The 26,875-nt window shown below is 72.1% G+C and carries 29 protein-coding genes and 1 pseudogene; 13 read left to right on the forward strand and 17 right to left on the reverse strand.

Annotated elements, in window-relative coordinates:
- Nucleotides 1-125: 125 nt before the first annotated feature.
- Entirely contained in the window at nt 126-782 is a 657-nt protein-coding gene (locus tag ACZ3II_RS32975) for a Tat pathway signal sequence domain protein (protein WP_465522679.1), read from the reverse strand.
- A 17-nt stretch (nt 783-799) separates the two neighbouring features.
- Nucleotides 800-1,696 (reverse strand): hypothetical protein, encoded by an 897-nt coding sequence (locus ACZ3II_RS32980; protein WP_465522681.1) that lies wholly within the window; start codon nt 1,694-1,696, stop codon nt 800-802.
- Between the two features lie 150 nt (nt 1,697-1,846).
- Between ACZ3II_RS32980 and ACZ3II_RS32985 the strand changes: the two genes are divergently transcribed.
- The 6 genes from ACZ3II_RS32985 (at nt 1,847) to ACZ3II_RS33010 (ending at nt 4,873) form a co-directional block, all read left to right on the forward strand.
- A complete protein-coding gene (locus ACZ3II_RS32985; RefSeq protein ID WP_465522683.1) occupies nt 1,847-2,578 on the forward strand; it encodes a TetR/AcrR family transcriptional regulator in 732 nt (243 codons plus the stop codon).
- Between the two features lie 155 nt (nt 2,579-2,733).
- Nucleotides 2,734-3,336 (forward strand): DUF6230 family protein, encoded by a 603-nt coding sequence (locus ACZ3II_RS32990; RefSeq protein WP_465522685.1) that lies wholly within the window; start codon nt 2,734-2,736, stop codon nt 3,334-3,336.
- A 1-nt stretch (nt 3,337) separates the two neighbouring features.
- Entirely contained in the window at nt 3,338-3,820 is a 483-nt protein-coding gene (locus ACZ3II_RS32995; protein WP_465522687.1) for a DUF6114 domain-containing protein, read from the forward strand.
- 123 nt (nt 3,821-3,943) lie between these two features.
- Nucleotides 3,944-4,384, forward strand: coding sequence for a phosphotransferase family protein (locus ACZ3II_RS33000; protein ID WP_465522689.1), 441 nt, complete (start codon nt 3,944-3,946; stop codon nt 4,382-4,384).
- A 91-nt stretch (nt 4,385-4,475) separates the two neighbouring features.
- Nucleotides 4,476-4,745: a hypothetical protein gene (locus tag ACZ3II_RS33005; protein ID WP_465523380.1), complete on the forward strand. Its 270-nt coding sequence runs from the start codon at nt 4,476-4,478 to the stop codon at nt 4,743-4,745.
- Nucleotides 4,742-4,873 (forward strand): hypothetical protein, encoded by a 132-nt coding sequence (locus ACZ3II_RS33010; RefSeq protein WP_465523382.1) that lies wholly within the window; start codon nt 4,742-4,744, stop codon nt 4,871-4,873. The genes ACZ3II_RS33005 and ACZ3II_RS33010 overlap by 4 nt, the downstream gene beginning before the upstream one ends.
- Nucleotides 4,874-4,951: 78 nt before the next feature.
- Here ACZ3II_RS33010 and ACZ3II_RS33015 read toward each other — a convergent pair.
- The 4 genes and pseudogenes from ACZ3II_RS33015 to ACZ3II_RS33030 all read right to left on the reverse strand — a co-directional run.
- Nucleotides 4,952-5,143, reverse strand: a pseudogene (locus tag ACZ3II_RS33015) (GNAT family N-acetyltransferase); the annotation flags it as partial.
- Nucleotides 5,115-5,996: a ferritin-like domain-containing protein gene (locus tag ACZ3II_RS33020; protein ID WP_465522691.1), complete on the reverse strand. Its 882-nt coding sequence runs from the start codon at nt 5,994-5,996 to the stop codon at nt 5,115-5,117. The pseudogene ACZ3II_RS33015 and the gene ACZ3II_RS33020, both read right to left, overlap by 29 nt.
- Before the next feature lie 81 nt (nt 5,997-6,077).
- The gene (locus ACZ3II_RS33025; RefSeq protein ID WP_465522693.1) at nt 6,078-6,578 is read right to left on the reverse strand and encodes a DUF6624 domain-containing protein; all 501 of its coding nucleotides are present in this window, start codon (nt 6,576-6,578) and stop codon (nt 6,078-6,080) included.
- Between the two features lie 102 nt (nt 6,579-6,680).
- A complete protein-coding gene (locus tag ACZ3II_RS33030) occupies nt 6,681-7,076 on the reverse strand; it encodes a hypothetical protein (protein WP_465522695.1) in 396 nt (131 codons plus the stop codon).
- Between the two features lie 21 nt (nt 7,077-7,097).
- Between ACZ3II_RS33030 and ACZ3II_RS33035 the strand changes: the two genes are divergently transcribed.
- Nucleotides 7,098-7,982, forward strand: a complete 885-nt coding sequence (locus ACZ3II_RS33035) for an alpha/beta fold hydrolase (protein ID WP_465522697.1) — start codon at nt 7,098-7,100, stop codon at nt 7,980-7,982.
- A 199-nt stretch (nt 7,983-8,181) separates the two neighbouring features.
- On the opposite strand, the gene ACZ3II_RS33040 is transcribed toward ACZ3II_RS33035, so the two are convergent.
- Together ACZ3II_RS33040 and ACZ3II_RS33045 are read right to left on the reverse strand one after the other, a co-directional pair.
- On the reverse strand, nt 8,182-9,285 hold the full coding sequence (locus ACZ3II_RS33040) for an acyltransferase family protein (protein ID WP_465522699.1): 1,104 nt from the start codon (nt 9,283-9,285) through the stop codon (nt 8,182-8,184).
- Complete coding sequence (locus ACZ3II_RS33045; protein WP_465522701.1) at nt 9,282-10,385, reverse strand: alpha/beta hydrolase; 1,104 nt, start codon at nt 10,383-10,385, stop codon at nt 9,282-9,284. The genes ACZ3II_RS33040 and ACZ3II_RS33045 overlap by 4 nt, the downstream gene beginning before the upstream one ends.
- A 125-nt stretch (nt 10,386-10,510) precedes the next feature.
- Here ACZ3II_RS33045 and ACZ3II_RS33050 point away from each other — a divergent pair, with 125 nt between their 5' ends.
- Nucleotides 10,511-11,647: a sensor histidine kinase gene (locus ACZ3II_RS33050; protein ID WP_465522703.1), complete on the forward strand. Its 1,137-nt coding sequence runs from the start codon at nt 10,511-10,513 to the stop codon at nt 11,645-11,647.
- On the forward strand, nt 11,647-12,504 hold the full coding sequence (locus ACZ3II_RS33055; RefSeq protein WP_465522705.1) for a response regulator: 858 nt from the start codon (nt 11,647-11,649) through the stop codon (nt 12,502-12,504). The genes ACZ3II_RS33050 and ACZ3II_RS33055 overlap by 1 nt, the downstream gene beginning before the upstream one ends.
- Nucleotides 12,505-12,568: 64 nt before the next feature.
- On the opposite strand, the gene ACZ3II_RS33060 is transcribed toward ACZ3II_RS33055, so the two are convergent.
- The 3 genes from ACZ3II_RS33060 to ppk2 (ACZ3II_RS33070) all read right to left on the reverse strand — a co-directional run bounded on the left by ACZ3II_RS33060 (nt 12,569) and on the right by ppk2 (ACZ3II_RS33070) (nt 15,413).
- The gene (locus ACZ3II_RS33060) at nt 12,569-13,153 is read right to left on the reverse strand and encodes a DoxX family membrane protein (protein ID WP_465522707.1); all 585 of its coding nucleotides are present in this window, start codon (nt 13,151-13,153) and stop codon (nt 12,569-12,571) included.
- 203 nt (nt 13,154-13,356) lie between these two features.
- Nucleotides 13,357-14,568, reverse strand: coding sequence for an MFS transporter (locus ACZ3II_RS33065; protein ID WP_465522709.1), 1,212 nt, complete (start codon nt 14,566-14,568; stop codon nt 13,357-13,359).
- A 20-nt stretch (nt 14,569-14,588) separates the two neighbouring features.
- Nucleotides 14,589-15,413, reverse strand: a complete 825-nt coding sequence (gene ppk2, locus ACZ3II_RS33070) for a polyphosphate kinase 2 (protein WP_465522711.1) — start codon at nt 15,411-15,413, stop codon at nt 14,589-14,591.
- Nucleotides 15,414-15,540: 127 nt separating this feature from the next.
- On the opposite strand from ppk2 (ACZ3II_RS33070), the gene ACZ3II_RS33075 reads away from it, so the two are divergent.
- Nucleotides 15,541-16,707: a cation:proton antiporter domain-containing protein gene (locus tag ACZ3II_RS33075; protein ID WP_465522713.1), complete on the forward strand. Its 1,167-nt coding sequence runs from the start codon at nt 15,541-15,543 to the stop codon at nt 16,705-16,707.
- Here ACZ3II_RS33075 and ppk2 (ACZ3II_RS33080) read toward each other — a convergent pair.
- Nucleotides 16,697-17,533 carry a polyphosphate kinase 2 gene (ppk2, locus tag ACZ3II_RS33080; RefSeq protein WP_465522715.1) on the reverse strand — a complete coding sequence of 279 codons (837 nt, stop codon included), beginning with the start codon at nt 17,531-17,533 and terminating at the stop codon, nt 16,697-16,699. The genes ACZ3II_RS33075 and ppk2 (ACZ3II_RS33080) overlap by 11 nt on opposite strands.
- A gap of 135 nt (nt 17,534-17,668) precedes the next feature.
- Between ppk2 (ACZ3II_RS33080) and ACZ3II_RS33085 the strand changes: the two genes are divergently transcribed.
- Nucleotides 17,669-19,375, forward strand: a complete 1,707-nt coding sequence (locus ACZ3II_RS33085; RefSeq protein ID WP_465522717.1) for a SulP family inorganic anion transporter — start codon at nt 17,669-17,671, stop codon at nt 19,373-19,375.
- A 15-nt stretch (nt 19,376-19,390) separates the two neighbouring features.
- Here the strand turns inward: ACZ3II_RS33085 and ACZ3II_RS33090 are convergent, their stop codons facing one another.
- From ACZ3II_RS33090 to ACZ3II_RS33110, 5 genes are all read right to left on the reverse strand, one after another.
- On the reverse strand, nt 19,391-19,597 hold the full coding sequence (locus ACZ3II_RS33090) for a hypothetical protein (protein ID WP_465522719.1): 207 nt from the start codon (nt 19,595-19,597) through the stop codon (nt 19,391-19,393).
- Nucleotides 19,598-19,611: 14 nt separating this feature from the next.
- Nucleotides 19,612-20,946, reverse strand: coding sequence for a M20/M25/M40 family metallo-hydrolase (locus ACZ3II_RS33095; RefSeq protein WP_465522721.1), 1,335 nt, complete (start codon nt 20,944-20,946; stop codon nt 19,612-19,614).
- Nucleotides 20,943-21,359, reverse strand: coding sequence for a hypothetical protein (locus ACZ3II_RS33100; RefSeq protein ID WP_465522723.1), 417 nt, complete (start codon nt 21,357-21,359; stop codon nt 20,943-20,945). Before ACZ3II_RS33100 ends, ACZ3II_RS33095 begins: the two co-directional genes overlap by 4 nt.
- On the reverse strand, nt 21,356-22,780 hold the full coding sequence (locus tag ACZ3II_RS33105; RefSeq protein ID WP_465522725.1) for an APC family permease: 1,425 nt from the start codon (nt 22,778-22,780) through the stop codon (nt 21,356-21,358). The genes ACZ3II_RS33100 and ACZ3II_RS33105 overlap by 4 nt, the downstream gene beginning before the upstream one ends.
- Nucleotides 22,781-22,871: 91 nt before the next feature.
- A complete protein-coding gene (locus tag ACZ3II_RS33110) occupies nt 22,872-24,128 on the reverse strand; it encodes a threonine/serine exporter family protein (protein ID WP_465522727.1) in 1,257 nt (418 codons plus the stop codon).
- A 117-nt stretch (nt 24,129-24,245) separates the two neighbouring features.
- On the opposite strand from ACZ3II_RS33110, the gene ACZ3II_RS33115 reads away from it, so the two are divergent.
- Together ACZ3II_RS33115 and ACZ3II_RS33120 are read left to right on the forward strand one after the other, a co-directional pair.
- Nucleotides 24,246-25,754 carry an MFS transporter gene (locus ACZ3II_RS33115; RefSeq protein ID WP_465522729.1) on the forward strand — a complete coding sequence of 503 codons (1,509 nt, stop codon included), beginning with the start codon at nt 24,246-24,248 and terminating at the stop codon, nt 25,752-25,754.
- Entirely contained in the window at nt 25,751-26,872 is a 1,122-nt protein-coding gene (locus ACZ3II_RS33120) for an aminopeptidase P family protein (RefSeq protein ID WP_465522731.1), read from the forward strand. Before ACZ3II_RS33115 ends, ACZ3II_RS33120 begins: the two co-directional genes overlap by 4 nt.
- Nucleotides 26,873-26,875: the final 3 nt, after the last annotated feature.

The raw sequence follows: 26,875 nt of genomic DNA on the forward strand, positions 1-26,875 counted from the left end.
GCGGGCCCGTCGCTCGGTGGCGCGCTGGTGCTGCTCGGCGTGCGCCGTCCTGGCCACCTGCCGGCCCGGCCATCCGCCGGCCCCGCCGCCCGCTGGTTCGGTGGGCGACGGGGCCGGAGTGGTCGTCAGTTGACGAAGACCGGGGCGGCGGCCGAGTCCACCACCGGCGTGTACTTCGCCGTGAAGTAGCCGTTGGGGACGCATGCCGCCGGACCGGTGCTCTTGTTGAACTGCTGGTCGGTGAAGGTGATCGAGTTGTCGGTGTTGTCGGCGACGCCGCTGATGGTGTTGCCGTTCGCGACGAAGACGCATGTCACCGAGCCGAGCAGGGACCGCAGCACCAGGGTCGCCTTGATCGGTGCGGTGTCGGTGCCGGTCACCGTGACCGTGCCATCGCTGGCGACCGTGGTGGCGTACGGCTGATTGTTGATCGTCACGCTGTTGACCCCGATCACCCCGGGGACCCCGGAGACCGTGCAGGCGGCCAGCCCGAGTGTGGCGCTGAGCGTGGCGGCGCCCGGCGCGACCGGGTTGTCCACGACGGCGGCGCTGAGGCTGGACGTGTTGCATTTCATGCCGTTGGCGCCGCCCGGGGCGGTGGCGAAGACCGCCTGGCTGCCGGTGGCGATGCCGGCGGCGATGGTGTCACCGGCCGGTACCGCGGTTCCGGCGGGGCTGCCGCTGGTCAGCACGGTGTCGTCGTCGGCGAGTGCCGGAGCGGCCAGGAGCAGGGGGACGAGAGCGCCGATCGTCAGGGCGGCGGCGATGCGCTTGCTGTGCATGGGGGTGCACCTTCTTTCTAGGAGGCGGCGAGCGCCTGGGTGAGGTCGTCGAGGCTGGGGGACACGGCGAAGGCGGTGTCGTTGTCGGCGAAGGCGACCGCGTTGCGGCCGGCCGCCGAGGGCAGGCCGAAGGCGAGGTTGATGAGCGGGTCCAGGCTGCCGGGAATCAGGCCGCAACCGTGGGCCTTCGGTACGGCGTACGCGTTGTCGACGAGTGTCGCGCCGGTGAAACCGACTCCGAGGGTCTGGAAGCCGTTCGGGTCGGGGACCACGTCGAGGGTGCCCGGGTCGCCGGTGGCCGGCTGGTTCGGCGGCGGCGGGCTGGTGGTGCCGGTGGTCGGCTGGAACCGGATCGGCGTGGTGTCCGAGCCGATGTAGCAGCGGGACCCGAACAGCGCGTTCCGGAGCCGCAGTTTGACCGGCAGCACGAACACCGGCGCGTTCGATCCGGTGGCGAGCGGGATGAACTCGGTGATCGGACCGGCCAGTTCGACCTGCGCGAACACGCTGGTCACCCCGGGGATGATGTTGGCGATGCCGGGCAGGGTGACCTGGAGCGGCTTGGCCACCAGGGTCTTGCCGGCGGCGGCCGGGACGGTCGAGTACACGTTGGCGACGGAACCGTCCGGGAACTCCCGGACCGGCGCGCTCGCCGGCCAGTAGACGCCGAACTGGACGGTGATCGGATCCTTGAACGGCACGGTGGTGGATCCGATCGTGATGCTGCCACCCCGGGTGACCGAGTGGACGCAGCCGACCTGCAGGTTCGCCGGGTCCTTCATCGCGGTGGCGGTGAGCGGGCACTGGTCCAGCCCGGTGTAGGCGCCGCCGGGGGCGGCCTGGGCGGGCGTCGCGGTGACGGCCAGCACCGTGCTGATCATGGTGAGGGCGGAGACGAGGCGTGACGGGCGCATGGGCGCCACCATCCTTTGTGGTGAGGACGAGGTGGCCCGGCCGTTTCCGCAGCGTTCCGGGGATGGTCCGGAGCGGCGATACTGGGGGTGCCGCTCTCCCGGTATGAGAAACCCCGGCGGTATGTCATGTCAAGACATTGAAGGATGGCGATGGCAAATCAGGTGATCAGCCCGCTTCCGGGCGCCCGGGCCGGTCGCGATCCGGCCCGCGCGATCAAACGTGGCCCGCGTTCGATGACCCCCGAGGCGGTGGCGGCCACCCAGCGCGAGCGGCTCTACGACGCGCTCGTGCACACGGTCGCCGAGAAGGGGTACGCGAACGCGCGGGTCAGCGACATCTGCGCCGCGGCCGGGGTGACCCGGCCGGCGTTCTACGCGCTGTTCGGCGGCAAGGAGGACGCCTTCCTGGACACCTACCGGCACGGTACGGCGGTCGTGCTGCGGATGATGGACGAGGCGTACGCGCAGGCCCCCGGCTGGCGCGCCGGCACCCGGTCCGCGCTGAAGGTGCTGCTCGACGTGCTGGCCAGCGTGCCGGCCTTCGCGACCATGGCGATCGTCGAGATCGACGCGGCCGGCCCGGTGGCCCGCCGGGAGCGCACCGAGCTGCTGACCCGGTTCGCCCGGTTCTTCGCCGACGCCCCGCCGGTGCCCGACGGCCTGATCGAGACCCTGGTCGGCGGGGTGTACGCGACCATCTACGGCCATGTCTCGGCCGGCCGGGTGGCGTCGCTGCCGGAGCTGCTGCCGATGCTGAGCTATTACACGATGGCGCCGTTCGTGGGCCGGGACGCCGCGGCCGCCGAGCTGGCCGCGCCGACCGGCGGCGAACGGGTGGTGGCCCCGTGCGCGCCATCAGATACCGGCGAGGTTTTTCACTGACTGAAGTGCGGGCGGAAGCTCTTGACGGCCTTGGTTACTCCGGCGTAACTTCCCGGAAATCCATTGAGGCACGCCGATGGCGATCGATGCCGGGCGGTATCCGCAGTGCCGCGCCGGCGACGATCGCTCCGCCGCCAGACACGTCAGGAGAGTGCATGTCCTCCACACACGGCCGGACCCGCTGGCGCCGGTTCACCGCCGTCCTGGTCGGTGGTCTCGCCGCCACCGCCGGTCTGGTCCTGCTCACCGGCCAGGGCGTGCTCGCCGCCTCGTTCTCCATCTCCGGCATGCCCTTCGCCGTCACCTCGCCCAAACTGCACGGGTACGGCTTCGCGCAGTACGCCGAGATGGACAACATGGTCGAGGGCAGCCCCAACGAGGGTGACACCGGCGGCCAGGTCCTGGTCATCGTCTCGGCCATCCACGACGCCGAACTCGACGGCCTGTGCCAGAGCATCGCCCTCGGCGGCATCAACCTGAAGATCACCGCCGGCAGCGCGCAGAACAAGGTCACCGCCGACACCCTGGTCGTCGACTCCGACGTGATCACCGCCAACGCCACCTTCAAGGCCATCGACATCGGCCAGGACGCCAGCACCCTCAACCGGGTGCCCGGCAAGAGCGGCGCGATCGGCGTGTTCGGTCAGCAGGCCGAAGAGGTGACCCTCACCAACCTGCGGCAGAACAACTACGCCACCACCGCCGCCACCTTCTACCTGCCGAACCTGCGGATGGCGTTCACCGAGGACGGCTGCTGAGATGTTCTTCGACGGCGTACTGGAAGAAGGTCCCGAACCGGAGCCAGCCCGCACCGCCGCACCCCCGCGGGGTCACCGCACCCGGCGGGGGTGGCGCGAATGGCGCCGCAGCCGCCCCTTCTGGGCCGGCCTGTTCGTGCTGCTCGGCGGCGTGGAGATCCTGCTGACGGTGTGGGCGCCGCTCGGTGTGGTGCTGCACGTCGGCATGCAGGGCTTCATCGGCTACCTGGTCCCGGTCGTGATCGTCATCTGCGGCCTGCTGCTCTGGTTCAACCCGGCGCAGCGGCTGTTCTACTCGCTCATCGTGATCCTGTGCGCGCTGGCCTCCTGGCTGACCTCCAACATGGGCGGTTTCGTCATCGGCCTGCTGCTCGCGCTGGTCGGCGGCGCTCTCGCCTTCGCCTGGGCCCCGGTCACCGACCCACCCGCCGCGCCCGCCGATCCGTCCGCAGCCGGCCCGTCTTCCCCGGAGCCGAGCCGATAGGCATTCTGGCTCGGTGCGGATCCGCCATCAGATCCGGCTGTGAACCCGGTGTGCTCGCGGCGGTGGGCCCCCCGGCCCGCGCCGGTGGTCCCCACCTCGGCGGATGCCCTCCGGTTCGGGGCCTTGATCAGGGCAGACCAGCGAGACCGGGTACGGTCCTGGCGCGACCGCGCCGGCGGGGCGCTCGCGTCACCCGGCGGGACCGTTCTGGTGCACGGCGACAACCACCTCTGGGATCCCGGGTCGCTGCGGCTGACCCTGGTGATCGACTGGGAGACGGCCGGCCCGGGCGAGCCGGAGTTCGACATGCGCTGCCTGCCCGGCGACTGCGGCCCCGATCTGTTCACCGCGACGGTGGCCGCCTACGAGCGGATGTCCGGAACCACCGTGGACATGGACCGTGTCCTGGCCTGGCACCAGCGCACCGTCCTGGACGACGCGTTGTGGCGGGCGGAGTCCGGCGTCGCGCTGCCGGACCACCGTACGCCGCCGCGATGGGTCGACGACCCGCACGCACGATTCGCCGCCCTGGAGTCCTCCGGCAGAATCTCGGGGTGGACATGAGACCCGCGCACGATGCGGTGCGGCGCTGTCTGATCGACCGGGGCGACGACCTCACTCGGGAGGGCGGCCGCCTCCTCTCCGGTACAACCTCGTGGACGACATCCTGGTGCGGGTGGAACGGCTCGACCCCGACGATCTTCCCGATCCGGACCGGCTTCGGCAGCTCCTGTTGCAGGCTGCGGAAGTGGAACAACGTACCGAGGACGATGCCGTCCACGACGAACGGAACCTCTATCGCTCGGCGGTGACGGCCATCCTCGCGGATCCGGACCCCTCGGCGCTCCGCTCGGCTACCGGCGGGTGCTCACCGGCGGCGAGTCGCAGACCTGGCGTGCCGAGGTGGCGAGCCGGTGGGGCGTGACGGGCGGCCTGTGGCATCCCATGCTGGCCGGCCCGGTGCCCCCGGAGGTGCTGGTCCTGACCTCCGCCCCGGATCTGGCCCGACATGGAGCAGTGGCGGTGGCGTGGCTGGTCAGCGGTCTGAGGTGAGCCGTCGGTAGCGGACCTCGGGCACCGTGACAGCCGCGGGAGCCGTCCGTGCGGGACGTGCCGTCCGGCCGTCATCAGGAGGCGGCCGGCGCCGCGCCCCCAGCACTCCGGCCGGACGTAGACGGCCTGGATCTCACCCACCGTCCGGGGATCGGTGTCGGCGTCCCGGCTCGGCGAGACGTACACGAACCCGACCACACCGTCGTCCGGGTCCTCCGCGACGAGCGTTCCGGTCGGGGCTTCATCGGTACGAAGGTGCTGGTCCCACATCCGCCGCCGATGCTCCCGGTCGATCCGGTCGAGGTGCTCCTGCGGGAACAATCCTCGATACGTCTCCCGTGTGGTGTCCACGTGCACCCCGGCCACCGCGCCCGCGTCGTCCGCTCGTGCCATCCGTACCCGCATCGTCACCATCCTGCCCCGCGGTGGCCCGGCGGCTGAAGACCGAGGCGGCCATCGGGCGGAACAGGCGCAGCACGTCGAGCACGAACCGGCGGCGGGTCAGGCCCAGCGCGCGCAGCGCGCCACCGTGGTCGGCGGCCACCACGAGCGCCGCGCCCACCATGAGCACCCACCAGGCGGCGGCCGCGGCGAGACGGCCGGCCGGCGGGGTCGCGGCGAAACCCTGACGCAGGCGGTCCAGGTGGAACGGCACGTGCCGCTCCTCGTCGGCGAGGATCCGGGCGGCGACGCGTGAGACGTACGGGTCGCCGGAACCGTCACGCAGCGCCCGGTAATACCGCAGCGCCACCACCTCGGCCAGCATCAACGTCATCAGCTCGCGTCGCAGGCCGCCGCCACGGCGTACCAGAACGAAGATCGTGTCGGTCCAGTGACCGCCGATCGTCCCCGCCCCGGCGTAGCGCAACACGGTCGCCAGCCGTACCGCATGGCTCTGCTCCTCCGCCACGAAGAGCCGCACCGCCGCCAGGTAGACCGGGTCGCCGGCCCGCTCCGCCGCCGCGATCAGGCAGGTCCCGTCGCCGTCCTCCCCGGCCTGGAACCGCTGCACGCTGCGAATCAGCGCCGGCGGCAGCCGCCCACCGAGCGGTCGCGGCTCGTCCTCCGCGGCCCGCAGCCGGGCGTGTCTTTCGAACGTCGCAAGATGCCCCGTGAAGTCCATGGCCGAAACCCTGGCCTGCCGCCGTCACCACGCGGAAGACCCGTCACGGAACCTCCACACGATCTCCCGGCATCCACCTGATCAGGACGGTGCGTGCCTGGTCACGTGGTCGAGGAACGGCTCCAGCCCCACCTCTGCCCGCAGCTGATCCATGCGCTCCGGATCCTCGCAGGGCCACGGCACCGGCGCGCCCGCGACGACCCCGGCGATCTGTGTGCCGTAGATCTGCTGCCGCCCCTCGTTGACCAGCACCCGATCCTGCAGCATCGCGAGATGCCGGGGGTCGGCTTCGCCCGCTCGTACGGCCTCGGTCATCAGCGTCAACGCTCGCCGCTGCAGGTCCAGCTGCCGGTCGGCGTGCTGGGCGATCAGCCAGGCGCGGCGGGCGGCCTCGGACCCCACGGAACTGATCGCCGGCCATCCCTGCCGGTCCAGGATCCCGGCGAGCCGATCAGCGTTGGCCACGGTGACGCGGCGATGCGCCAGCTGCGCGCCGAAGTCCTCGCCGAGGGCGCCGCTCTGCAGCTCCCGGTCCCGCTCCGTCATCTCGATCAGTTCCCGGGCCAGCGTCTCATCGGTCATGGCGCCGACGCTAAACCCCCGTCCCGTGCCGGCGGCGTGGACCCACATCGATATCAATGTGGATCGATTTGACAGCATTGACGAAGAGGCCGGGCCGGCGGGTCATTGTGTCCGACCGCCCATGTGCGGGGCGATGCCGACCAGGCATTCCACGTCGGCGGGAAAGCCTGCCAGCGCGTGGGCCGTCAGCCGCAGGTGGCCCTCCAGGAACACCAGCGCGCCGGGATGCGGGCCGGTCAGGATCAGCGGGGCGAAGCGCTCGCCCCGGCGGACCGCGTTCGCGGCGGCGTGGAACCTGTCGTTCAGGACGCCGAAGGGCTGCACGCCGGCCCGGTTGGCAGCCGGATCGGTGACATCAATATCGGTCAGCAGGAGTTCGGGCATGCCTGCCGTGGCCAGCGCCTGCCGGATACCCGTACCGAATCTCGGGCTGTTGATCTCACCCGCCAGGAAGCAGGCGATCATCTCGTCCGCGCTGCTGTCCCCGATGATCCGCACGCCGGCCACTATGGTGGTGCGATGGAGCAGGTGGACGCCGGCGCCCTGTCCGTCGCCTATCTCGAGGACGGCCCGCCGGACGGGTGGCCGGTCGTCCTGTCGCACGGCTTCCCGTACGACGTGCACGCCTACGACCAGGTCGTTCCGGTGCTGACCGGGCAGGGCTCCCGGGTGATCCGCCCGTACCTGCGGGGTTTCGGGGCCACGCGTTTCCGGTCGGCCGGGACCCCGCGCAGCGGTCAGCAGGCCGCCCTCGGATCGGACCTGATCGCCATGGCCGGCGCCTTGCGGCTCGACCGGCCGATCGTGGCCGGGTACGACTGGGGTGGCCTGGCGTCCTGCGTCGCGGCGGCGCTGTGGCCGGAACGGGTCTCCGGGCTGGTGTCGCTGGCCGGTTACGACATCATCGACATCGAACGGCAACGCCACGGGCACGATCCGGGCGTCGAGCACGCCATGTGGTACCAGCATCTCCTCCAGACCGAGCGTGGCCGCGAGACTCTGGCCGCCCACCGGCGCGAACTGTGCCGGATGCTGTGGCGGCAGTGGTCGCCGCGGTGGGCGTTCGACGACGGGACCTTCGACCGGACCGCGCCGTCGTTCGACAACCCGGACTTCGTCGACGTCGTCGTCCACGCCTACCGGCACGCGCTGGGGCAGGCCGCGGGCGATCCCGCCCACGACGATCTCGAGGTACGCCTCGCCGCGCGCCCGGCGATCATCGTCCCGGCGGTGACCCTGGACGGGGCGGACGACACGCTCAAACCGGACGGGACCGCCGGACACGCTCCGATGTTCCGCGCCGCCCACGAGCATCGGGTGATCGATTCCGGTCACAACCTTCCGCAGGAGGCGCCCGAGGCGTTCGCCGACGCCGTCCTGGCCGTCCGCCGCATGACCCTCTGATCAGCCGGTCCCGCTCGTCGAGGGCGCCGGCCTGCCGCCGGAAGACCGTCGCCACCGCGAACCCGGTCAGGATTTGCAACACCGGAACGTGATCTCGCGGCCGCACCCGAGCGTGCTGGCCACCGGGCCCGGGACCAACGGCGAGCAGCCGCTGGTCAGCAGTCGTCCTCTCCGCGGTGGAAGAGCGAGCAGCTGCTGGTCAGCGGGTCTTCTCCCAGCGGTGGAAGGCGGAACAGAGGACCGCCAGGGTGAGCGCGAACACCGGCAGCCACAGCAGCCGGTGCACGGGCCAGATCCCGGTCGGCTCGTCCAGCAGGCCCGGCAGCCGGCCGGCGAGCAGCCCGGCGAAGCTGACCAGCAGCAGGGCGCTCTGGTGCCAGCAGAACACGGTCATCGCGGCCAGGTTCAGCACGGCGACCGGCGTCCAGCGGGCCGGATGCCGCAGCCAACCGGCCAGCCGGTCGCGGAGCAGCAGGTAGACGCCGATCTGGGCGGCGGCCAGCGCCATGGCGAACAGGGACGGCGGGTCCAGGTTGGACCATCCGTCGCCGGGCACCCCGACCGCGCTCGCCGGATAGCCGGCCAGCAGCACCAGCGCGGCGCCCGCCGCGACACCGGCCGGCAGCAGCACGAGCCCGGCCCGGCGCGGGAGGATGCCCTCGGCCAGCGCGATGCCGAGCAGGTACGGCACGGCCCAGCCGGCCACCGTCGCCAGCGGCCGCGACCAGCCCGCCACGCCGAGATGCCGGCCGACGTCCGAGGCCACCACCAGCGTCAGCAACGGCAGCAACGGCAGCAGCGGCCACAGGCCGTACCGGGTCACGGCCGCCCGCAGCGCCGGGGCGCACGCGGTCAGGACCAGATAGACCAGCAGGAACCACATCGGGTGTACGAGCAGCGAGCGCACCAGATGCAACGTGCTCTCCGGCGCGCCCGTGGCCTGCAACAACAGCCACGCCGGCACCCAGACCGCGGCGAGCACCGCGACCGGCCGGGCCAGCCGGGCGAACCGGGCGGCCAGCCACGGCAGATAGCGCCCACGGATGCCCCGGGCGGCCGAATAGCCACCGGCGAAGAAGAACAGGCCGAGCGTCTGCAGCACCCAGGTCACCGGGATCAGCGCCGGATGTTCCGCCAGCGGGCTCGCGCCGTGCCAGGCGGTGGCCCGCGCCGGGTCGCTCACCACCGCGGACACCAGCCAGTGCCCGAGAACCACGCCGAGGATCGCGACGGCGCGCAGGGCGTCCACCGTACGGTCGCGGTGGGCCGGGGTGGCGGCGTCCAGCCGCACCGCGAGGCTCACCGCGGACCCCCGCCGAGCCTGCCGCTCTCGGCGAGCCGATCGTCCTCGGTTGGTCGGTCGCCCTCGGTAAGCCCGCCGCTCTCGGTGATCTCGGCCAGCGCCGTGAAGGAATCGGTGCCGGGCGTCAGGTAGTGGTCGTGATCGTGGACGTCGGCCGTCGGGAACACCCGGGCACCGAACCCCGGATCGACCGGCTTCGCCCCGTGGCCGACGCCGAACACCCGGCCCGACGGAAGCCACCCGACGAAGTCTGCGCTGCTCTGCCCGGCCCAGACCCGGGCCCCGGTGCCGAGCGCCGCAGCGGTGTCCACACCCATGCCGGGACTGCCGAACACGGCGATGTCGGTGACCTGGGGCCCGAGCCGGGACGCGGCGTGCCCGATCACCGTGGATCCGTAACTGTGGCCGAGCAGCGCGATCGTGGCGTCCGGCCGGACCGCGGCGAGACCGTCCACGAACCGGGTCAGCGCGGCCGCGCCGGACTCGGCGAGCCGCGGCCGGCCCGCTTCGTCGAAACCTTGCGGAGTGTCGTAGCCCAGCCAGGCGATCACGGCCAGCCCACCCGGCCCCGATCCGGCTCTCTGCAGGTCGGCGGCGTGAAGGGCGGGAGATCGGTACGCCTCGCCGCCCACGCCACGCCAGAAGTTCGCCAGCCGGTTTCGCATGCCGGGCACGATAATCGCGACCCGCAAGGCGGTGGACAGGTCGCCGAACACCTGGGCGACCCGGCCCCGCCCGCGCGGGTCGAAGATCAGGTAGTCGCCGTCGGGGTGGTGCACGCCGGCGGCCAGCATGGACCGGCGGTTCGCGGCGTACCGCAGCGCGATCGGAGCGCCGTCCAGATTGCCCACGACATCGGGGTACGTGGTGGCGAGCTCGGCCTGCCGGACCGCGGGCAGGGTGGCGAACCAGGCGCGGATCCGGGCCGGGGCAGCCGTCACCGGGTCCGGCAGCTGCCGCTGGTCGGCCTCCCAGGCGGCCATGCCGGCCGGGGGCGGGGCGGCGGTCGTGGCCGGCGCGGCCAGCACCGAACCCGTCGCGGGCGCCACCAGGACCGTGGTGATCACCAGTACCATCCGCAGGCGTCTGATCAATGTCATGGCGCACACCGTGCCGGGCCGGGGTGGGCCGGCACATCGGCCCGTGGTCGGTACCGGGGGTAGCCCACGGGCTTACTACCACGGGCCGATGCCCCGACCGGCCCCGCCTCATTACGATCTGTCGCATGCCTGCCGCACACTCCCGGTCAGGTGCCGTGCCGGCCTGGATCGGCGCGCTCCTGTTCCCGTTCGTCCTGTTCGTGGCCGTGACCCTGCCGGGTGACCCGGGCGCGCTGCAGTGGCTGGCGGGCATGGGCCTGGCCCTGCTCCTGCCGGTGAAACTGGCCCGCCGGTCGCCGCTGTCGGCGCTCGCGGTCGTGGTCGTCGGCGGCGTCCTGGTGCTGTTCGCGGTCCCCGATGAGATCTACGGCAAGATCCTCGCGGTGATCCTGCTCATCGTCACCGACGTGCTGGCCGGCAACGTGGCCGCCGTCCGGTCGCGGCGGGTCGCGATCCCGGTGGTGGTCACGGTCGCCGTCGTCCAAGCGGCGGTGGCCGTCGCCCTGAGCTATCTCGACGACGTGCCGACCCTGCTGACCGTCGTGTCCCTGGCGGCCATCACCGCCGGGGTGGTCGGCGACTCGGTCGGGCAGCGCCGGCGGTACGCGACCGCCCAGCGGGAGCAGGCCGAGGCCCGGGCGGTGGAGGCGGAACGGCTGCGGATCGCCCGTGAGCTGCACGACATGGTCGCGCACAGCATCGCCGTCATCGCCGTGCAGGCCGGGGTGGGCCGCCGGGTCATCGACACCCAGCCGGCCGAGGCCCGGAACGCGCTTGCCAACATCGAGGACACCAGCCGGGACACCGCGGCGGCGCTGCGCCGGATGCTGGGCACGCTCCGGCGTACCGATGCGGGGTCCGGCCCGGCGCCCCGGGACCCGGCGCCCGGGCTGGCCGACCTGGAGAACCTGGTGGCGCGCAGCGCCCAGGCCGGGGTGGCGGTGCGCCTGCGGCGGCACGGTGAGACGGCGCCACTGCCACCGGACATCGACCTGTCCGCGTTCCGCATCGTTCAGGAGGCGGTGACCAACGTGATCCGGCACGCCGGCACGGACGGCTGCGACGTCGACATCCGCCAGGACGCCGGCACCCTCACCATCGAGGTCGCCGACGGCGGGCGGGGTCCCGCCGCGGGCCCGGGGAACGGCATCACCGGCATGCGGGAGCGGGTCAGTCTGCTCGGCGGCGAGTTCGAGGCGAGCGAGCCACCCGGCGGCGGCTTCCGGGTGATGGCCCGCATCCCCCTGCCCGGAGCGGCGTGATGGGCGAGCCTTTCGAGGCCGGGACACCGGCGAGGATCCGGGTGGTGCTGGCCGACGACCAGCCACTGATTCGCAGCGGGTTACGGGTGCTCATCAACGACGCCCCCGACATCGAGGTGATCGGCGAGGCGGCCACCGGCGCCGAGGCGGTCCGGCTGGTCCGCGAGCACCGGCCGGACGTGGTGGTGATGGACATCCGGATGCCGGTGATGGACGGTATCGAGGCCACCCGGCACGTCGCTGCCGGGCCGGAGCCGGCGCGGGTTCTCGTGCTGACGACGTTCGACGACGACGAGTACGTGTACGCCGCCCTGCGTGCCGGGGCCAGCGGTTTCCTCGTCAAGGACATGGCCCTGGAGGACATCCTGGGCGCGATCCGGGTGGTGGCCGCCGGGGACGCGCTGATCGCGCCGAGCGTCACCCGCCGCCTGATCGAGCATTTCGCCCGAGCCGGAGCCGGAGCAGGAACTGGAACTGGAACAGGAGCGGGCCCGGGAGCCGGAACGGGAGCCAGAGAGGGAACCGGGGCGGGACAGAGGGCGGTAGCCAGAGGGGGAGCCGGGACGGGACAGGGAACCGGAGCGGGACAGGGCGCCGGAACGGGAGCCGGTGGCACGGCCGCGCCGGCTTCCACGTCCGTCCGCCGCACCCTGGACGGCATCACCGACCGGGAACGGGAGGTGCTGACGCTCGTCGGGCAGGGCCGGTCGAACGCGGAGATCGCCGAGGCCCTGCACATCAGCCCGGCCACCGCGAAAGCCCACGTGGCCCGGCTGTTCACCAAGCTCGACGCCCGCGATCGGGTGCACCTGGTGATCCTCGCGTACCAGAGCGGTCTGGTCGTCGCGGCCGATTGACGGGCTGGGCCTCAGGGCTGTCTCGGCGACGCTGAGACAGCCCTGACGACCAGCCGGACGGGGTTCAGATCAGCCAGCGGTTGCGCTGGACGAACGGGAGCCCGGCCCACTGGCGGCCCAGGCCCCAGGTGTGACCGGCATAGGTGAGAGCGGCGACGATCGCGCCCAGCCCGTAGACGACGTGGTAGTCGACGACCGGGTTGGTGGAGTGGGTGGCCTCGCCGGCGTGGTCGGTCTGCGCGGGCGGGAACTCGGCCAGCCACATCAGCAGCATCATCGCGGCGGCGGCGCCGGCGGCGATCCGCAGGCCGATGCCGAGGATCAGGGCGAGCCCGACGCCGAGCAGGCCGAGCATGAACAGCCAGTCCGCCCAGGCCTGGCCGGCGATGTCGTTGAAGAAGCCGGAGAACGGGCCGACGTCGGCACCGGAGAGGAAACCCTTGGTGGGGGAGCCGCCGTTGATCCAGGCGCGTTCGGCGGGGGTGGCGTAGTTCCAGCCGAACATCTTGTCGAGGAACGCCCACAGGAAGACGACACCGAGCGAGATCCGCAGGACGGCGAGCGTACGGGCAGCCACGGGGGTGAGCGCCGAACCCGGCGCCGGAGCGTGTCCGAGGGTGCTGGCCGCGTCGCGGCCGATGGCTGTCATGGTGTCCTCCTCGCTGACATCGGTCTGTCTCCGACTATTCGCCGCCCCGGCAGCGGTGACCCGGGGCCGAGGGCCGGACCGTGCGGGCGGAAGGACCCCAACGACCGAGAGCGTGTGGAGTACGGCCGTCATACGCGCCCGAAATCCACACGCTGTCGGGGGCAACCGGTGCCTCGCCCTCTCGCACCCGGGGGAGGACCTGCTCACCGCTCGGCTGGCCGAGGCAGTGCTGGAGACGCGGGCTCGGCGACGCGGCGCAGGCCGCGGACCGCGGGGATGAGCAGCAGGGCGGCGCAGCCCAGCACGCCGACGACGACGGAGGCGCCGAGCACCCGCTCGGCGCCGACCGCGACGGCGACCGGCCCGGCCAGGGCCTGACCGATCGGGAGGCTGCCGGTGGAGCCGAGGACCTCGTACGAGGTCATCCGGTTCAGCATCGCCGGCGGCACCTGGGTCTGCACGCTGGTCTGCCACTGGATCGACCAGAACGCCCAGACCAGGCCGTTGACCCCGGCGGCGGCGAGCAGCCACGGCAGGCTGACGTGGGTGGCGATGGCCAGCGGCAGCAGCACGAACCCGAACATCGCGACGGCGCCGGTGGCGAGCGGGCGCTGCGGCCGCAAGCGCAGCGCGGCGATGCCGCCGCACACGGTTCCGGCGCCGAGGGCGGACTGCATCCAGCCGTACGCCGACGCGCCCAGATCCTCGCTGACCAGCACCGCGCCGAGCGGGATGAGCGGGCCGAACAGGAAGATCCCGTACGCGACCCAGACCAGGATGACGCTCCAGATCCAGGTGCGGGCGCGGAACTCGTGCCAGCCCTCGATCAGGTCCCGGACCGTCGAGGACTTCCGCCGTGGGACCGGGCCGGTGCGCAGAGTGGCGAGGCAGAGGGCGCTGATCGCGAAGGTGGCGGCGTCGACGGCGTACACCGGGCCGGCCCCGAACAGCGCGAACAGCACACCGGCCGCCGCCGGGCCGAGCATCTCGGCGAACGCGACGGCGGTGCGGATGGTCGCGTTGGCCCGCTGCGGATCGTTGCTGACCAGCGGGACCAGGCCGTTGACGCCGGGCTGGAACATGGCCGCCGCGGCGCCGCTGACCGCCGAGCAGACGATCAGCAGCGCCAGCGACGGGGTGCCGGTGAAGAACGCGACCGCCACCACGATCTGCGCGACGAGGCGGACCAGGTCGGCGCCGAGCATCAGCGGGCGGGCCCCGAAGCGGTCCGCGAACACCCCGCCGAACAGGATGAACCCGAGCATCGGCAGCATCCACGCGGCGAGGACCAGGCCGACGCCGGTGGCCCCGTACACCTGCCCGATGGCCAGGGCGGCCGCGACGGTGAGCATCGCGTCGCCGAACATCGAGATGGTGCGGGCCACGAAGTACCGGAGGAAGTCAGCCGTCCACATCCGGCAATATTAAGGTTTCTTCAGAATAGGGTCGGGATGTGCCTCACCGCGACGTGCTTCACCTGCTCGTCCGGGTCCGGGCGCTTGGGCAGCTTCACCGCGTCGCGTTTCAGCGCCTCGTACGGCACCACGCTGAGCAGGTGACTGATGATGTTGAGCCGGCCGCGCTTCTTGTCGTCGGTCACCGCGAGGTACCACGGCGCCCACTCGGTGTCGGTGGCCCGGAACATGTCGTCACGGGCCCGGGAGTAGTCGTCCCAGCGGGTGTACGACAGCAGATCGAGCTCGGACAGCTTCCACGTCTTGCGCGGATCGTTGATCCGGCCCTCCAGGCGGCGGGTCTGCTCCTGCGGGCTGACCTCGAGCCAGTACTTGACCAGGATCACGCCGGAGTCCACGATCTGGTGCTCCATGCTCGGCGTGGCCTGCAGGAACTGCCGCGCCTGACCTTTGCTGCAGAATCCCATCACCCGTTCCACGCCGGCCCGGTTGTACCAGCTGCGGTCGAAGATGACGACCTCACCGGCGGCGGGCAGATGCGGCACGTACCGCTGCAGGTACATCTGCGACCGCTCCCGCTCGGTGGGCGCCGGCAACGCGACGACCCGGAACACCCGGGGGCTCACCCGCTCGGTGATCGCCTTGATCGCGCCGCCCTTGCCGGCGGTGTCGCGTCCCTCGAAGACGATGCACACCTTCGCGCCGTTCGCCTTCACCCACTCCTGCATGGTGACCAGCTCACCGTGCAGCCGGCGGAGCTCCTTCTGGTACTCCTTCTCCTTCATCCGGGGCGGGGCCGCGCCGTCATCGTCCGTGGCGGCCGACCGTTTCTTGTGCTTGGCCATGTTCTCCTCCGAAAGCGCGACAGGGCCTGTCGTAGTCACCGTCCCTCCCACGGACGCCGCGCGCCCCCTCCGCTACGGATGATCCGGCGCGCCCGCCGATGCGCTGCCATGAGGTGTGACCGCAGGCGTGCTGGTGATCCTGGTGGCCGTCGTCGTCTGGGGCGCGATGTCGGCCCGGCTGGAACGGGCCGATCTGACCGCCCCCATGGTGTTCGTCGGCATCGGCGCGCTGCTCGCCTTCGGGTTCGGCCTGGAGGCGGACACCGACACCGCCGGGGTGATGGCGCTGACCGAGGCCACCCTGGTGTGGGTGCTGTTCTCCGACGCGGCCCGGGTCGGGGTGCGCGAGCTGCGTACCGACGCCGGGGTCTACGCCCGGTTGTTCGGGGTGGCGCTGCCGATCACGGTGGCGGCCGGCACCCTGGCCGCCTGGCTGCTGCCCGGGGTGGACACCCCGTGGATGGCGCTGCTGATCGGGGCGGCGCTGGCCCCTACCGACGCGGCGCTGGGCGCGGTGGTGATCACCCATCCGGCGGTGCCGGAGCGGATCCGGCGCATCCTCAACGTGGAGAGCGGCCTGAACGACGGGATCGTCACGCCGGTCGTGATGCTGGCCCTGGCCGGGGTGGCGTCGGCCGAGGGCCACGCCGGCGGCGGCGTGCTCGGCGCGGTCCTCCAGCTGGCCGGGGGAGCGGCGGCCGGGGTGGCGGTGGGTGCGGCGGGCGGCGCGCTGCTGCGGGTGGCCGGCCGGCGGGGCTGGGCGGAGGACAGCTTCGCGGGCCCGGCGGTGCTGGCTCTGGCCCTGGCGGCGTACGGCCTGTCGACCGCCGTACACGCCAACGGTTTCGCCGCCGCGTTCGCCGCCGGGATGGCGTTCGGGCACGTCGCCGGCCGTCGTGGCCCCCGCGAGGTGTTCTACGTGGAGCAGACCGCCGACCTGGCCTCCCTGCTGGTCTGGGTGCTGTTCGGCGCGATCGCGCTGCCGCTGCTCGACGGGCGCCTGGACGGGTGGGTCGTGCTGTACGCGGTGCTGAGCCTCACCGCGATCCGGATGGTCCCGGTCGCGCTGGGCCTGGCCGGTTCGGGTCTCGGCCGCCGCGCGACCCTGTTCATCGGCTGGTTCGGGCCGCGCGGCCTGGCGTCGGTGGTGTTCGCCCTGATCGCCGTGGAGGAGCTGGGCCCGGGCGCGGAGCCGGCGGTCGCCGTGATCACGCTGACCGTGCTGCTCAGCGTGCTGGCCCACGGTTTCAGCGCGAGCCCGCTGGCGGTCCGGTACGACAGGCCTACTCGGTGAACCGGCCGATCCGGCGGCGCGACGCCCGCATGAGGGCCAGCTCGTCCGCACCGCTGACCACTATCCCGGGGTCGGGGGTGAAGTCCAGGTCGCCTGAGCGGTCCTTGTAGTCGATCGCGCCGAGGATGACCTTCATGGTGTTCAGCCGGGCGGCGTGCTTGTCGTTGGAACGCACGATGAGCCACGGGGCGGCCCTGGTGTCCGTACGCCGCAGCATCTCGAATTTCCGCTCGGTGAAGTCGTCCCACCGGTCCTGGGCCTGCAGATCGATCTCGCTGAGTTTCCACTGCCGCAGCGGGTCGGTGCGGCGCCGCTCGAAACGCCGCGCCTGTTCCTGCCGGGTGACGCTGAAGTACAGCTTGATCAGCACCGTGCCCTGCCGGGTGAGGTCCTTCTCGAAGCCGGTGACGCCGCGCAGGAAGTCCTTGTACTCCTTGGGTGTGCAGAAGCCGAAGACCCGCTCGACCATGGCGCGGTTGTACCAGCTGCGGTCGAACAGCACCATCTCGCCGCCGGTCGGGAACTCGGCCACGTACCGCTGGAAGTACCACTGGGAACGCTGCTCGTCGGTGGGCCGGCCGAGCGCGACGACCCGGTAGTGCCGCTCGTTCATGAACCGCGAGACGCGGCGGATGGTGCCGCCCTTGCCGGACGCGTCCCGGCCCTCGAACAGCACGATCATCCGCAGGTTCTCCGCCTCCAGATGGCGTTGCAGCTTCAGCAGCTCGACCTGCCAGGGGCGTAGCATCCCCTCGGCGTCGTCCCGCCGCCGGAGCCGGGCGATCTCGCGCAGCGCCTGGTCGTACTTCTCAGCGAGATCGGCCATGGTGGACCCCTTCCGGCATCAGCCTGACACGTCCAGGATCCCCGCGGTTCATTTGACCTACGTCATCCGCACGGAATGACGTAGCCGGGCGCTCGTCATGGCTTGCTTGTCGGAGAACCGGAACAGGGGGGCGGCATGAGAGCGGCAGACTGGGTGCCCGGCATCGCGGCGGTACGCACGTACCGCCGGCAGTGGCTGGTCAAGGACGTGGTCGCGGGCCTGGTCCTGACCACGTTGCTGGTGCCGCAGGGAATGGCGTACGCGGAACTGGCCGGCCTGCCCGCGATCAACGGCCTCTACACGACGGTGCTGTGCCTGCTCGGTTACGCCGTCTTCGGCCCGTCCCGGATCCTGGTGCTCGGCCCGGACTCCTCGCTCGGCCCGATGATCGCCGCGGTGGTGCTGCCGCTGGTGGTGGCCGGCGGCGATCCGGCCGCGGCGGTCGCGCTGGCGTCGATGCTGGGCCTGATGGTCGGCCTGATCATGACGGCGGCCGGGATCGCGAAGCTCGGTTTCCTGGCCGACCTGCTGTCCAAGCCGACCCAGATCGGCTACATGAACGGCCTGGCCCTGACCATCCTGATCAGCCAGCTGCCGAAGCTCTGCGGGTTCTCCGTCGACGGGGAAGGGCTGATCGAGGAGACCCGGGCTTTCGTACGGGGGATCGCCGCGGGCGAGGTCAACCCGGCGGCCCTGGGCGTCGGCCTGTTCGCGCTGCTGCTCATCCTGGTACTGCAACGATGGCTGCCGAAGATCCCGGCGGTGCTGGTCGCCGTGGTCGGCGCGATCGCCGTGTCGTCGATCTTCGACCTCGGCGCGCACGGGGTGAAACTGGTCGGCCCGCTGCCGCAGGGACTGCCGCCGCTCGCGTGGCCGCACGCCTCCTGGGAACAGTTCGGGCTGCTGCTGGCCGGGGCGATCGGCATCACCCTGGTCTCGCTGACCGACACCATCTCCACCGCGTCGTCGTTCGCCGCCCGCACCGGTCAGCAGGTCCGCGGGAACCAGGAGATGACCGGGATCGGCGCCGCCAACATCGCCGCCTCGCTGTTCCAGGGTTTCCCGGTGAGCACCAGCGGCTCGCGGACCGCGGTGGCCGAGCAGTCCGGGTCGAAGTCGCAGCTCACCGGGGTGGTGGGCGCGGCGGTGATCGTACTGATGCTGGTCTTCGTGCCGGGCCTGTTGCGCAACCTGCCGCAACCCGCGCTGGGCGCCGTGGTGATCGCCGCCTCGCTCTCGCTGGCCGACATCCCCGGCACGGTGCTGCTGTGGAGGCGCCGCCGGATGGAGTTCCTGGTGTCGATCGCCGCGTTCCTCGGGGTGGCGCTGCTGGGCGTGCTGCCGGGCATCGTCGCCGCGGTCGGCCTGTCGGTGCTGAACGTGTTCCGCCGGGTGTGGTGGCCCTACCAGGCGGTTCTCGGGCGCACCCGGGGGATGCCGGGCTATCACGACGTGACGTCCTATCCGGACGCCGAGCGGCTGCCGGGGCTGGTGATGTTCCGGTTCGACGCGCCGCTGATCTTCGCGAACGCGCGGGTGTTCCGTGACCAGATCCGGCAGCTCGCGGCGAGCGAGCCGAGGCCGGAGTGGATCGTCATCGCCGCGGAGCCGATCACCGACGTCGACATCACCGCGGCGGACATGCTGGAGAGCCTGGACAACGAACTCAACGCCCAGGGGACGTCGCTGGTGCTGGCCGAGCTGAAGGACCCGGTCCGCCGCAAGATCGACCGCTATCAGCTGACCCACACGATCGATCCGGAGCACTTCTTCCCGACGATCGAGGACGCGGTCGCCGCGTACCGCACGCGAACCGGCGCGGAGTGGTCCGCGCCGGATTGACCCGCGTGTCGTGACTCAGCCCCGATCGGAACTCGAGGTCCGCAGGCAGAGGACCTGGACGCCGGAGCCGGCCAGCCGGGCCAGCAGCTTCTCCAGGTCGTCCTCGGAGAGCCGCCCGCTGATCGTGCTCTGCGACGGAAGGGTACGGAAGCGCAGCTCGCCGACGGCCTTGCGGAGCAGCGGGCCGAGGAAGCCCCGGACCCTGAACTCGTATCGCTCCATGACTTCCTCTCCCCTCAACGGCCGTAATCGCGCAGGAACAGCGCCTCGGCCAGGGCGAGCCGGGCGATCTCACCGGGGTCGACGCTCTCGTTCGGGGCGTGGATCAGCGCGAGCGGCTCCTCCACCCCCATCAGGATGATCTCGGCGCGCGGGTACGTCTCGGCGAACACGTTGCACAGCGGGATCGAACCGCCCTGCCCGAGCGCGACCATCTCCCGCCCGTACGCCTCCCGCATCGCCGCGCCGAGCGCCCGGTACGCCGGCCCGCCCGTCCGGGCCTCGAACGGCTGCCCGAGCGCCTCCTTCTCGACCGTCACCCGCACGCCCCACGGCGCGGCCGACTGCAGGTGCGCGATCAGCGCGTCCTGGGCCTTGGCCGCGTCCATGCCCGGTGGCACCCGCAGGTTGAGCCGGGCCCGGGCGTGCGGCTGGATCGCCGCGGCCGAGCCGACCACCGGCGGGCAGTCGACGCCGAGCACGGTGACGGCGGGCCGCGACCACAGCATGTCCGAGACGGTGCCGTCGCCGAGCAGGCCGGCCCCGCCGACCAGGCCCGCGTCGCTGCGGAACTGGTCGGCCGGGTACGGCGCCCCGGTCCACGTCTGGGTGTTGTCCAGCCCGGCGATGGTGGTGTTGCCGTGGCGGTCGCGCAGGGTCGCCAGGATGTGCACCAGGGCGGCGAGCGCGTCCGGCGCGGGCCCGCCGAACATGCCCGAGTGCAGCTCGCCCGCCAGCGCCTCGACGGTCACCACCACGTTGGCCAGGCCGCGCAGGGTGACCGTGGTGGCCGGGACGCCGACCGCCGCGTTGCCGGTGTCGCAGACCAGGATCGCGTCCGCTTCGAGCAGGCCGGGGTTGCGGACGACGAAGTCCTCGAGGCCGCCGGTGCCCTGCTCCTCGGAGCCCTCCACGATGAGTTTCAGGTTCACCGGCAGGCCGGCGTCACCGAGCGCCCGTAACGCGGTCAGGTGCATGACGATGTTGCCCTTGCAGTCGGCGGCGCCCCTGCCGTACCAGCGGCCGCCGGACTCGGTCAGCTCCCACGGCGGGGTGCGCCAGGCCGCGGCGTCGAGTGGCGGCTGCACGTCGTAGTGGGCGTAGAGCAGGACGGTCGGGGCGCCGGGGACGGCGGTGGGCCGTACCCCGAAGACCGCCTGGCTGCCGTCGCTGGTCCCGTGCAGCCCGAGGGAGGTGAACCCCTCCGCGGCGAACCGGTCGACCACCCAGCTCGCCGCCCGCAGGCACTCGTCGGCGGGGTACTGCCGGGGGTCGGCCACCGACGGGATGGCCACCAGCTCGGCCAGGTCGGCGCGGGCCCGCCCCATCAGGGCGTCGATCTTCTCCCTCACGAGGCCACCTCCGCGTACTTCAGCCGGTTGATCAGGTGCTGGTACATCTCGATGTACTCCGGGCAGTAGACCTTGATGATCAAAAGCTGGCCCTGGACGACCTTGTTGTCGACGATCACCGGGCGCTGCCCGGGGCCGGCCGCGCCGTTGGTGAGCTGGTTGAAGAGGATGCCCCGGCGCAGCGCGACGTCCGGGTCGTGACAGACCGGGCCGCCGTCGTCGCCGAGCAGGTTCGCGACCCGGTCGGTGTTCAGCGCCCGCAGCCCGGCGGCGGTGAACTCGGTGCTCAGCTGGGTGGCCTTGTCCTGTGCCTGCCGGGTCTCCTTCTCGCCGATCCGCCGGACCACGCCGATGCCGGCGAGGATGACCAGGATGATCAGCGAGACGGTCGCGATCACGGACTTGCCGCTCATGCCACGGTCTCCTTCCAGGACGGTTTGCGCAGCCGGTAGAAGAGGTACGGCACGAGCAGGCCGAGGCCGAGCGCGCCGCCGGCGACGACCGCGAGGTAGGTGCCGACGCTGCCGGAACCGAACTGCGACGGCGGGACGAAACCGATCAGCAGGGCGGCGAGGGAGGCGGCGAACCCGACCCCGCACAGGCCGGTCAGCATCGGAGCGCGGTAACCGCGCGGGTGGCCGGGGTGCTTGCGGCGCAGCCGGATCGCGGCGACGAACATCAGCAGGTACATGATCAGGTAGACCTGGGTGGTGATCACCGAGAAGATCCAGTACGCGCTGGAGACGTCCGGGATGAACGCGTACGCCAGCGCGATCAGTGTGGTGACCAGCCCTTGCACCACCAGGATGTTCTGCTGCACGCCGTGCTTGTTGAGCTTCTGCAGGTACGGCGGCAGGTAGCCCTCCTGGCGGGAGATCAGCAGCAGGCCCTTCGACGGGCCGGCCAGCCAGGTGAGCATGCCGCCGAGCGACGCGGCGACCAGCATGACGCCGAGGATCGGGGTGAGCCACTGCGAGCCGAACGCGGCGAACACCGCGTCGAACGCCTGCATCACACCGGCGGTCAGCGACAGCTGCTCGGCCGGCACGATCCAGCTGATCGCCAGGGCCGGCAGGATGAAGATCAGCAGCACCAGGCCCATCGCCAGGAACATCGCCCGTGGGAACTCGCGGCCCGGGTTCTTCAGCGAGCCGACGTGGACCGCGTTCATCTCCATGCCGGAGTACGACAGGAAGTTGTTGACGATCAGCACCAGGCTGGACAGGCCCGCCCAGGCCGGCAGCAGGTGGTCGGCGGTCATCGGGGCGGCCGACTCGTTGCCCTGACCGAGGAAGACCGCGCCGAGCAGGACCAGCAGCACGCCCGGGATCAGCGTGCCGATGATCAGACCGCCGCTGGCGAGGCCGGCGACGCCGCTGGTGCCGCGGGACGACACCCACACGCCGGTCCAGTAACAGACCATGATCACGAGGGCGGTCCAGACGCCGCTGGACGCCAGGTCGGGATTGATGACGTACGCCAGGGTGCTCGCCACGAACCCGAGCAGGCTCGGATAGTAGAAGATCGTCATCGCGAACTGGCACCACACGGCGAGGAAGCCCGCCGGTTTGGAGATGCCCTCGCTGACCCACTTGTAGACGCCGCCCTCCCAGCCCGAGGCGAGCTCCGCCGAGACCAGCGCGGTCGGCAGCAGGAACACGATGGCCGGGACGACGTACAGGAAGATGCTGGCCAGGCCGTAGACGGCCATCGTCGGGGCCGGGCGCAGGCTGGCCACCGAACTCGTGGTCATCAGCGCCAGCGCCACCCAGGAGATGTAGGAAACCGTTCGTGCCCCACGCGGTTTCGCCGCCGGCACATCCGTCGCACTCACGCTGCCTCCGTTCCTTTTCCGCTGCGCGGTCTCTTCCGCGGATCATCGGCCGGAAGTGGCAGCCGTCACCTCACCCCTGGAGAGCGGTTCATCACCGCTCGCGCCGTAGCTCGCGCACCCCGAGCGTCCTGGCCAGCGCCCGGTAGAGCGGGTGGCCACAGAGGACACCGAGGGCCACCGCCATCATCGAGCCCGCCGCGCCGAGCAGATCCTCGACGCCGCGGACCGCATCCCGGCTCAGGTACTCGGTCACCCCGATCAGGCTCAGCGCGCCCGGCACCAGCAGCCAGAACCCGGGCAGGAAGGAGACCAGCGCGGGCGGCCCGGACGGGGCCTGCTCCACCAGGTACGCCACCACGGTCAGCACCACCGCCCCGACGAACCCGCTCAGGTAGCCGCCGAGCGCCAGGTTGCCGAAGTACTGGCCGACCCAGCCCGCGTACAGCACCACGCACAGCCAGCCCACGGAGTTGCGCGGCCCGGAGTAGACCAGGTGGCAGCCGAGCGCGACGACCAGCGCGCCCAGCCACGGCGCCCATCCGCCCATCGAGTTCTGCGGGGCGCTGACCAGCGTCTCGGCCCGGGGCAGGCCGACCAGCTGGGCAGCGCCGACGATCCCGAACGCGAGCAGCAGCAGTTGCAGGACGCCGGAGACCAGCCGGCTCGCGCCGGTGACGATCTCGGCGGCGGACACCTCCACCACCGCCATGGTGAGCACCGCCCCGGGCAGGAAGGTGGCCAGCGGCGCCACCATCGCCCGCAGGTCCGCGTCGGCCCAGCCGGTGCCGGCGATCACGAAGGTCAGCGCGGACACCACGAACGCCGCCGACACCGGCATGATCATCTGTACGCTCGACCAACGCGCCCCCACCATCTTCAGCGCGCCGACCAGCGCCCCGAACACCACGGCGAGCAGCAGGTCCACGCCGGTCGGCTGCAGGATCAGGCAGATCCCCCCGGTCAGCACGGCGTGCCCGCCGATCCGGGACGCCGCCCGGAACCGGGGCCGCATCGCCACGATCTCGCGCACCCGGGCACTGCCCTCGGCCGGCGAGATCCGGCGCTGCCCGGCCAGACGCAGCAGGTCGTAGATCGCCGCCGTCTGGTCCAGCCGCAGGCCACCGTTGAGCTGCCGGGTCGGCTCCAGGCTGGCCGGGCGGCCCGGTTCCAGGGACATCACCAGGTAGGTGGGCAGCACACTGAACCGGGCCTGCGGGGCGCCGTACGCCGCGGCGACCCGCAGCAGATGCTCCTCGATGCGGTTGACGGCCTCGCCCGCCGCGGTCAGCGCGCTGCCGAGATACAGCAGGAACTCCTGGAGCTCCCGCTCGTCAGTGGACTCCGCCATCGGCGCAATCTAGGTCATCGCACGGGCCCGCTGATTCATCCGGCGCGAGCGATGCCGCGCCCCGGGGGCCGCCGCGAGGCTGGGACGCACCGACCGGCGAACCCCGAGGAGCCGCCCATGTCCGCGACCGAGCGTCAGGCCCCCGGAACGAAAGCCGGCCTCGGCGTGCTGCTCGCCGCCTGCGTGTCGGCGCTGGTGGTGAATGCCAACACCTCGGCGGTCACCATCCTGCTGCCGGCCATCAGCGAGGACGTCGGCGCGAGCGTCGACGTGCTGCAGTGGGCGGTGACCGGCTACATGCTGGTCGGCGCCGCGGTCATCGTTACCTCCGGCGCGCTCGGTGACGTCTTCGGCCGCCGCCGCGTCTTCGTCGGCGGCCTGCTCCTGTTCGTCGTCTCCTGCGCGATCATCGCCCTGGCCGGTGGCGCGGCCGGGGTGATCGGCGGCCGGATGCTGCAGGGCGCGGCCGGATCCACCATCCTGGCGTGCGGGATGAGCCTGCTGTCGGTGGCCTCGTCCGGGGCCGGGCAGATGCGGGCGATCACGCTGTGGGGCGCGGCGTCGGCGATCGGCGCCGCGATCGGGCCCCTCGCCGGCGGCCTGCTGGCCGGCAGCACCGGCTGGCAGGGCCTGTTCTGGATCGACGCGGCGATCGCGGCCGCCTGCATCCCGCTCACCCTGGCCACCGTCGCCGAGTCCCGGGACTCCCAGCGGCCCCGGTCCATCGACATGCTCGGCACCGTGCTGGTCGCGGTGGCGCTGGTGCCGCTGGTCCTGGCGCTCAGCGAGGGCGGCGACTGGGGCTGGTTCTCCGCCCGGACCCTCGGCTGCCTGCTGATCGCGGTCCTCGGCGGCGCCGGGTTCGTGGCCGCCGAACGCCGCGCGAAGGCCCCGCTGGTCGACCTGCGGTTGCTGCGCAACCGGGTGCTGGTCGGCGCGACCATCGCGATCCTGCTGGTCGCCGGAGTGATCAACGCGCTGATGTACCTGCTCAGCCTCTACTTCCAGAATCCGGCCGCGTTCGGCATGACACCGCTGGAGGCCGGGCTGGCCACGCTGCCGGCGGCCGCGGCGATGATCGCGGTGACCCCGTTGATCACCCCGGTGGCGGTACGCATCGGCTCCCGGCAGGCCGTCGCCCTCGGGTTCGCGCTGGCCGCGGCCGGGGCGGGGGTGCTGATGCTGGTCAAGGCCGACTGGTCGTACGCGACGTTCGTGCTCCCGCTGGCCGTCCTGGCGATCGGGCTCGGTTTCGCCAACGGCCCCGCCTCGTCGGCCTCCACCTCCGCGGTCCCCGCCGACCAGGCAGGGCAGGCCTCCGGCATCTCCAACATGGCCCGGTACGTCGGCGGCTCGCTGGCCGTCGCGGCCGCCTCCACGGTCTTCACCACGGTCACCGGAAGCCGCCAGGACGGCGGCGCTCAACCGGCCGGCGCCCTCGCCGCCGGGCTGGCCGGCGCGGCGCTGCTGCTGACGGTGGCCTCGCTGGCCGGTGTCGCCCTGGCCGTGCTGATGGGCCGGCACCGCGGCGAGCGTCCCGGGGCCGTGCATCTGGCCGCGGCGGCGGCCGCCACCACCCACACCGTCCCCATCCGACCGGTTCCCGGCCCAGGAGGCCCCTCGTGATCACCGCCCCACCGTTCACCGTCAAGGACTACACCCACCGGATCGAGCGGGCCCTGACCGAGGCCGCCGACGCCGGCCTCACCGGGTTGCTCGTCACCCCCGGACCCGACCTGGTCTACTTCACCGGCTACCGGCCGACGGCGATCACCGAGCGGATCACCGTGCTGCTGCTCAGCGCCGACCGGTCGCCGCAGCTCATCGTGCCGACCCTGGAACGCGGCGACGTGGAGGCCACGGCCGGCGTCGACGCCGTCACCATCACCGACTGGCGGGACGGGTCGGACCCGTACACGCTCACCGCCGGGCTGCTGGCCCCGGACGGCAGGTACGCGATCACCGATTCCGCGTGGGCGATGCACCTGCTGGCGCTGCGGCAACGACTGCCGGCCGCCTGGTTCACCTCGATGACCGAGACCCTGCCGATGCTGCGGGCGGTCAAGGACCAGGCCGAGCTGGACCGGCTCGCGGCGGCGGGCGCGGCCGCCGACGCCGCTTACGACGAGATCGTGCACGCCCGCTTCACCGGCCGGTCCGAATCGGACATCGGCACCGACCTGGCCGGGCTGCTGCGCGCGCACGGGCACAGCCAGGTCGACTTCACCGTGGTCGGGTCCGGGCCCAACGGCGCCGACCCGCACCACGAGATGGGGAGCCGGGTGATCCGGGACGGCGACATGGTGGTGCTGGACTTCGGCGGGCTGAAGGACGGGTACGGCTCGGACACCACCCGGACCGTGCACGTCGGCGAGCCCACCGACACCGAACGCGAGGTGCACGAGGTGGTACGCCGGGCGCAGCAGGCCGCGTTCGAGGCGGTCCGGCCTGGAGTGACCTGCCAGGACATCGACCGGGTGGCGCGGACCGTGATCGCCGACGCGGGCTACGGCGAGCACTTCATCCACCGCACCGGCCACGGGATCGGGCTGACCACGCACGAGCCGCCGTACCTGGTCGAGGGGGAGAGCCGGCCGCTGGTCCCGGGCATGTGCTTCTCCATCGAACCCGGGATCTACCTGCCCGGGCGGTTCGGCGTCCGGATCGAGGACATCGTCACGGTCACCGCCACCGGCGGCCGCCGCCTCAACAACACCGCCCACGACCTGCGCGTGGTCGCCTGAGAG

Source organism: Actinoplanes sp. NPDC019969 (genome assembly GCF_055562375.1).